This window comes from Jatrophihabitans sp. (assembly GCF_051960575.1).
In the GTDB taxonomy this organism is placed as follows: domain Bacteria; phylum Actinomycetota; class Actinomycetes; order Mycobacteriales; family Jatrophihabitantaceae; genus JBQCEE01.
Window position 1 is genome coordinate 21,271 of record NZ_JBQCEE010000008.1, and the last position, 6,244, is coordinate 27,514.

A 6,244-nucleotide genomic window follows, 5' to 3' on the forward strand; every position below is an offset into this window, starting at 1 on the left:
ACCCCCTGGTGTGGCTCGTTCTCCAGCCCGGAAACGAGCCACAACAGGGGGTTTTCGCTGCTTACGGCTGGTCGAACTCGCCGAGGACGGCGGCGCGCAGGACGTCGAGGCCGACACAGCCGACGTCCAGGGCGCGGCGGTGGAACGCCTTGAGGTCGAACGCGTCGCCCTCGGCCTCGCGGGCCGCGTCGCGCAGCTGCAGCCAGAGCCGCTCGCCGATCTTGTACGACGGTGCCTGCCCCGGCCAGCCGAGGTAGCGGTCGAGCTCGAAGCGCAGGAAGCCCTCGGCCATGTTCGCGTGCGCCGACAGGAACGCCCACGCCTTCTCGTACGTCCACGCGCCGCCGCCGACCTCGGCCGGCGCCTCGAAGCCGCAGTGCACCCCGATGTCGAGCACCACGCGCGCGGCGCGCATCGACTGGCCGTCGAGCATGCCGAGGTAGTCGGCCGGGTCGTCGAGGTAGCCGAGGTCGGCCATCAGCCGCTCGGCGTAGAGCGCCCAGCCCTCGCCGGTGCCCGACACCCAGCAGGCGAGGCGGCGCCAGCGGTTCAGCAGCTCCTTGCGGTAGACCGTCTGCGCGATCTGCAGGTGATGGCCGGGCACACCCTCGTGGTAGACGGTGGTCAGCTCGCGCCACGTGCCGAACGTGTCGACGCCCGGCGGCACCGACCACCACATGCGTCCGGGACGCGTCACGAGATCCTCGGACGGCCCGGTGTAGTAGATGCCGCCCTGCTGGGTCGGGGCGATACGGCACTCGAGCCGGCGGATCGGCCCGGGGATGTCGAAGTGCACGTCGGCGAGCGCGGCGACGGCCGCGTCGGACGTGCGCTGCATCCACCGCTGCAGCTCGTCGGTGCCGTGCAACACCCGTTGCGGATCGTCGTCCAGCGCCGCGATCGCCTCACGCACCGACGCCGCCGGACGGATGCGGTCGGCCGTCGCCACCATCTCGGCCGTGATCCGCGCCAGCTCCTCCTGACCCCAGGCGTAGGTCTCCTCGAGGTCGATCTGGGCGCCGAGGAAGGTGCGCGAGTGCAGCTGGTAGAGGTCGCGGCCGCAGGCGTCCCGCTCGGGCGCGACCGGCATCAGTTCGTCGCGCAGCACCGCCTGCAGCCGCTCGTACGCCGCGCTCGCCGTCTCGGCCCCGCGCTGCAGGTCGCCGCGCAGCGAGTCGGGGACCGCCGACCCGTCGTCGGGTTCGACGCCGCCGGCGAAGGTGGCGAAGAAGCCGGTCTCGCCGATGTTGTCGGCGCACTGCCGCACGCCCGCCTCGAGCTGGCGGCGGGCGCTGAGCGTGCCGCGACCGGCGGCGATGCGCAGCGACTCGATCCAGCCGTCGATCGCCGGGCCGACGGCCTCGAGCCGGCGGGCGATCCTGGCCAGCGCGTCGACGTCCGTGGTCGGCGTGAGGTCGAAGATGTCGCGGATCTCCTGCAGCGGCGAGGCGATGACGTTGACCGTGCCCTCCTCGACCCCGCGGTCGCGCAGGTGCTCCTCGACGCTGAGCTCGTCGCGCAGCTGGGCGGCGGTGACGCGGTCGCTGACGTCGACGGGCTCGGCGGCGTCCAGTGCGGCGACGGTGCGTCGGCGCAGTGCCGAGCGCTCCTCGAACCAATCGGGGTCGAGCGCGGGCAGCCGGTCGTCCTGACCGGGGATGCCCCAGTAGGTCGCCGACGCCGGATCGAGGACGCCGAGGGCGTCGAGATAACCGTCGGCGACGCCGTCGACGGCCGTGTGCTCACGGGCGGAGGTCATGAGGGCCACCCTATGCCGGGGGTCCGCGCGTCCCGGGGCTCTCATAAAGTGGACGCGACCGCCGGCGGAAGGACACCTGATGAAGATCGTCTACACCTACACCGACGAGGCGCCCGCGCTGGCGACCTGGTCGCTGTTGCCGATCATCGAGGCCTACGCCGGCCAGGCCGGGGTCGAGGTCGAGCTGCGCGACATCTCGCTGGCCGGCCGCATCCTCGCCGCGTTCGGCCGGCAGCCCGACGCGCTGGCCGAGCTCGGTGAGCTCGCCACCACGCCCGAGGCCAACATCATCAAGCTGCCGAACATCAGCGCGTCGATCCCGCAGCTCAAGGCGGCGATCGAGGAACTGCGCGCGCAGGGCCACGAGCTGCCCGACTACGAGGACGCCCGCGAGACCTACGACAAGGTCAAGGGCTCGGCCGTCAACCCGGTGCTGCGCGAGGGCAACTCCGACCGCCGCGCGCCCGCCTCGGTGAAGGCGTACGCGAGGAAGCACCCGCACTCGATGGGCGCCTGGTCGTCGGACTCGAAGTCGCGCGTGGCCACCATGGACGACGGCGACTTCCGGCACACCGAGCAGTCGGTCACCGTCGGCGAGGCCGGCAGCGTGCGTATCGAGCACGTCGGCGCCGACGGCACCGTCACCGTGCTCAAGTCCGAGACCAAGGTGCAGGCGGGCGAGGTGCTCGACGCCGCCGTCATGCGGGCCTCGGCGCTGCAGGCGTTCCTGGCCCAGCAGGTCGAGGCCGCGCGCGCCGACGGGCTGCTGTTCAGCGCGCACCTCAAGGCAACGATGATGAAGGTCAGCGACCCGATCATCTTCGGCCACGTCGTGCGCGCGGTCGTCGGCGACCTGTACTCGCAGTACCCGGACGTCAGCCCCAACGACGGCCTCGGCACGCTGCTGTCGGCGCACCCCGACGCCGCCGACTCGGTCAAGGCCGCGCTCGCCGCCGCCCCGCCGATCGCGATGGTCGACTCGGACAAGGGCATCACCAACCTGCACGTGCCGAGCGACGTCATCATCGACGCCTCGATGCCGGCAGCGATCCGCTCGAGCGGGCAGATGTGGAACGCCGCGGGCGAGCAGCAGGACACCCTCTACGTCATCCCCGACTCGTCCTACGCGCCGCTCTACGCCGAGACGATCGAGCACTGCCGCGCGAACGGCGCGTTCGACCCGTCGACGATGGGCACGACGCCGAACGTCGGCCTCATGGCGCAGAAGGCCGAGGAGTACGGCTCGCACGACAAGACCTTCGAGATCCCGGCGCCGGGCACCGTCCGGGTGGTCGACCAGGCCGGCACGACGCTGCTCGAGCACCAGGTCGACGCCGGCGACATCTGGCGCATGTGCCAGACCAAGGACGCGCCGATCCAGAACTGGATCGAGCTCGCGGTCGAGCGTGCACGCGCGACCGGCTGGCCCGCCGTGTTCTGGCTGGACGAGAGCCGTGCGCACGACGCCGAACTGCTGAAGAAGGTGCGTCCGGCGCTGGACAAGCTCGTCACCGACGGGCTGCAGATCGAGATCCTCGACGTCGCGGCCGCCACCCGGTTCACCCTCGAGCGGGCGCGCAAGGGCGAGGACACCATCTCGGTCACCGGCAACGTGCTGCGCGACTACCTCACCGACCTGTTCCCGATCCTCGAGCTCGGCACGAGCGCGAAGATGCTGTCGATCGTGCCGCTGATGAACGGCGGCGGCCTGTTCGAGACCGGCGCCGGCGGTTCGGCGCCCAAGCACGTGCAGCAGTTCGTCAAGGAGAACTACCTGCGCTGGGACTCGCTCGGCGAGTACCTCGCGCTCGCCGTCTCGCTCGAGTTCCTCGCGCAGAAGACGGGCAACGCGCGGGCGAAGGTGCTGGCCGACACGCTCGACCGCGCCACCGGCACCTTCCTGGAGGAGAACAAGTCGCCGGCCCGCCGCGTCGGGCAGATCGACAACCGGGGCAGCTCGTTCTACGTCGCGCTGTACTGGGCCCGCGAGCTCGCCGCGCAGACCGACGACGCCGAGCTGGCCGCGGCCTTCGCGCCCGTCGCCGAGCGGTTGGGCGCGCAGGAGGAGACGATCGTCGCCGAGCTCATCGGCGTGCAGGGGCAGCCGGTCGACATCGGCGGCTACTACCGGCCGGACGAGGCGAAGGCGTCGGCCGCGATGCGTCCGTCGGCGACCTTCCGGGCAATCGTGGACGAGCTGGGCGCCGCGACGAAGTGATCGCCTGTGAGGCCGTGCAGAGGTCTTGATCGGCGATCTTGACCCGTGCACGATCCCCGCGGCGGGTGCCGCGGGGGCCCCGCCGAGAACCCGGAGGGGACCTCACATGATCAGCAGGAAGTTCGCCCTCGGCGCGGCCGTCGTGGCCTGCGCCGCGGGCGCCGCCGTCGCGCCGAGCGCGGCCGGCGCCGAGGAGCTGCCGCCGCCGTCGGCCACGGCGACGGTGAGCCAGGTGCGTCCTGTCGTCGTCGCGAACGCGGGGTCGGCGAGCGTGCAGTTCCACTACTCGTGCGTCGGCACGGTCGAGACCGACCACCTCTACATCGCGGTGAAGGAGGGGCCGACCATCAGCCCCGAGAACACCAGCAGCTCGGGCGCGACGGGCTACTACAGCACCAATTGGAGCGTCGACAGCGGTCCGAACGCGCTGACCTGCGACGGCCGCAAGCACCTCATGCAGGCAGTGCTGACGCCGGACACCGTCCAGGGGCCGGCGAAGCCGGCGTTGAAGTCGGGCTCGGCCCTGCTGCAGATCTGCCTGTTCGACAGCGGCGGGCTCACCCTCGACTACAGCATGAAGCGGGTCGTGGTGTTCTGATCCGACCGACTCGGGACCTCCGGCCGATCCGGCCGGAGGTTCCGGTGTCCGGGTTGGTACGGATTCGTTCCGCCGATTGGTGCGACACGGTGTCACATTCCTGCCATTGTGACCTGTCGCACTCGGCCCCTGGGTTTCCGGCTTGTATCGTCCCGGGTACGCCGCGGTAAACCAACGGCGCGACGTGCCGATGACACCCGTGATGACGGGTGTCATCGTCTGTCCGGCAGAAGGGGCCCGCACACATGCTGGCTTGTGAGAGGCACGGGTCCGGCGAGCCGTTGGTGCTCGTCCACGGGGTCACCCATCGCCGGCAGGTCTGGTACCCGGTCGTCGAGCAGCTCGCCGAGCACCGCGAGGTGGTCCTCGTCGACCTGCCGGGCCACGGCCAGTCCGACCCGTTCGTGCTCGACGGCCTCAGCGTCAAGGACGCCCTGCGCCGCGACTTCGAGACCTTCCTCGCCGAGCAGGGCCTCGAGCGTCCGCACGTGGCCGGCAACTCGCTCGGTGGCCTCGTCGCCTTGCACGCCGGTGCCAACGGCCACGCCCGCAGCGTCACCTGTCTGTCGCCGGCGGGCTTCTGGCGCGACGAGAAGGACTTCGCGCACACCCGCCGGTTCTTCACCTCGCTGTTGCAGCTCACCGAGCGCCTCGGTCACCGCACCGAGGACCTCGTCCGCTTCGCGCCCGTGCGGCAGACCGTCTTCGGCGTGCTCATGGCCCACCCGTCGCGGGTGCCCACCGACCACGTCATCGGCGACGTCCGCGGCTTCCTCAAGGCCCGGCCGGCGCTGAGCACGCTGCTGCAGGCGGCCGAGCCGTTCACCGACCCGATCCCGGGCAGCGTGCCGGTCACCGTCGCCTGGGCCGCCCGCGACCTCGTCCTGCCGGTCACCCAGGCCCGCACCGCCCAGGCCCGCCTGCCCTTCGCCGAGCACCTGATCATGCGCGGCGTCGGCCACGTGCCGATGTTCGACAACCCCACCCTCGTCGCCGACATCCTGCTGCGCGGCACCATGCCGTCTGCCACCGTCGCGCCGATCGCGTCGGCACACCGCCGCCCCGCCCGGCGCCGGGTCGCCGCCGTCGCCGGAGCCTGACCGACCCCTCGCGTCCGTATGCTCGGGCCGTGAGTTCGACGCTGCTCAACGTCGGCATCGTCCTGCTGCTCATCATCATCGAGGGGCTGTTCGTCGCCGCCGAGATCGCGCTGGTCTCGCTCCGCGAGGGGCAGGTGCGCTCGCTGGCCGAGTCCGGCAAGCGGGGGCAGGTGGTCGCCCGCCTGATCGAGGACCCCAACCGGTTCCTCGCCGCCGTGCAGATCGGGGTCACCTCCACCGCGCTGCTGTCCAGCGCGTTCGGGGCGGTCACGCTGTCCGAGGAGGCCAAGCGCGCGCTGATGGCGCACGGGGTGAGCCAGGGCCTGGCCGGCGTGATCGGCATCGTCGGCGTCACGCTGATCATCAGCTTCGTCACGCTCGTCCTCGGCGAACTCGTCCCCAAACGCCTCGCGCTGAGCCGCACCGAAAGCGCCGCGCAGTTCTTCGCGCCGCCGCTGAGCCGCATCGCCAGCCTGTTCCGTCCGGTCATCTGGCTGCTGTCGAAAGCGACCAACGGCGTGGTGCGGTTGTTCGGCATCGACCCGAACGCCATGCGCGAGCCCATCAGT

At 71.4% G+C, this 6,244-nt stretch carries 5 protein-coding genes; 4 read left to right on the top strand and 1 reads right to left on the bottom strand.

Annotated features, from left to right (window positions below):
• Positions 1–61: 61 nt before the first annotated feature.
• Entirely contained in the window at positions 62–1,759 is a 1,698-nt protein-coding gene (locus ACTHMS_RS00520) for a DUF885 domain-containing protein (RefSeq protein WP_440304721.1), read from the bottom strand.
• A 79-nt stretch (positions 1,760–1,838) separates the two neighbouring features.
• Between ACTHMS_RS00520 and ACTHMS_RS00525 the strand changes: the two genes are divergently transcribed.
• The 4 genes from ACTHMS_RS00525 to ACTHMS_RS00540 all read left to right on the top strand — a co-directional run.
• On the top strand, positions 1,839–3,977 hold the full coding sequence (locus ACTHMS_RS00525; protein ID WP_440304722.1) for an NADP-dependent isocitrate dehydrogenase: 2,139 nt from the start codon (positions 1,839–1,841) through the stop codon (positions 3,975–3,977).
• A 106-nt stretch (positions 3,978–4,083) separates the two neighbouring features.
• On the top strand, positions 4,084–4,575 hold the full coding sequence (locus tag ACTHMS_RS00530; RefSeq protein ID WP_440304723.1) for a hypothetical protein: 492 nt from the start codon (positions 4,084–4,086) through the stop codon (positions 4,573–4,575).
• Positions 4,576–4,859: 284 nt separating this feature from the next.
• Positions 4,860–5,675: an alpha/beta fold hydrolase gene (locus ACTHMS_RS00535; RefSeq protein WP_440304724.1), complete on the top strand. Its 816-nt coding sequence runs from the start codon at positions 4,860–4,862 to the stop codon at positions 5,673–5,675.
• Positions 5,676–5,704: 29 nt separating this feature from the next.
• A partial coding sequence (locus tag ACTHMS_RS00540) for a CNNM domain-containing protein (RefSeq protein WP_440304725.1) occupies positions 5,705–6,244 on the top strand: 540 nt, incomplete at its 3' end.

Excerpts from the sequence above, each read along its gene's own strand:
- ACTHMS_RS00525 (WP_440304722.1), top strand. The coding sequence starts at position 1,839 with ATGAAGATCGTCTACACCTACACCGACGAGGCGCCCGCGCTGGCGACC.
- ACTHMS_RS00520 (WP_440304721.1), bottom strand. The coding sequence starts at position 1,759 with ATGACCTCCGCCCGTGAGCACACGGCCGTCGACGGCGTCGCCGACGGT.
- ACTHMS_RS00530 (WP_440304723.1), top strand. The coding sequence starts at position 4,084 with ATGATCAGCAGGAAGTTCGCCCTCGGCGCGGCCGTCGTGGCCTGCGCC.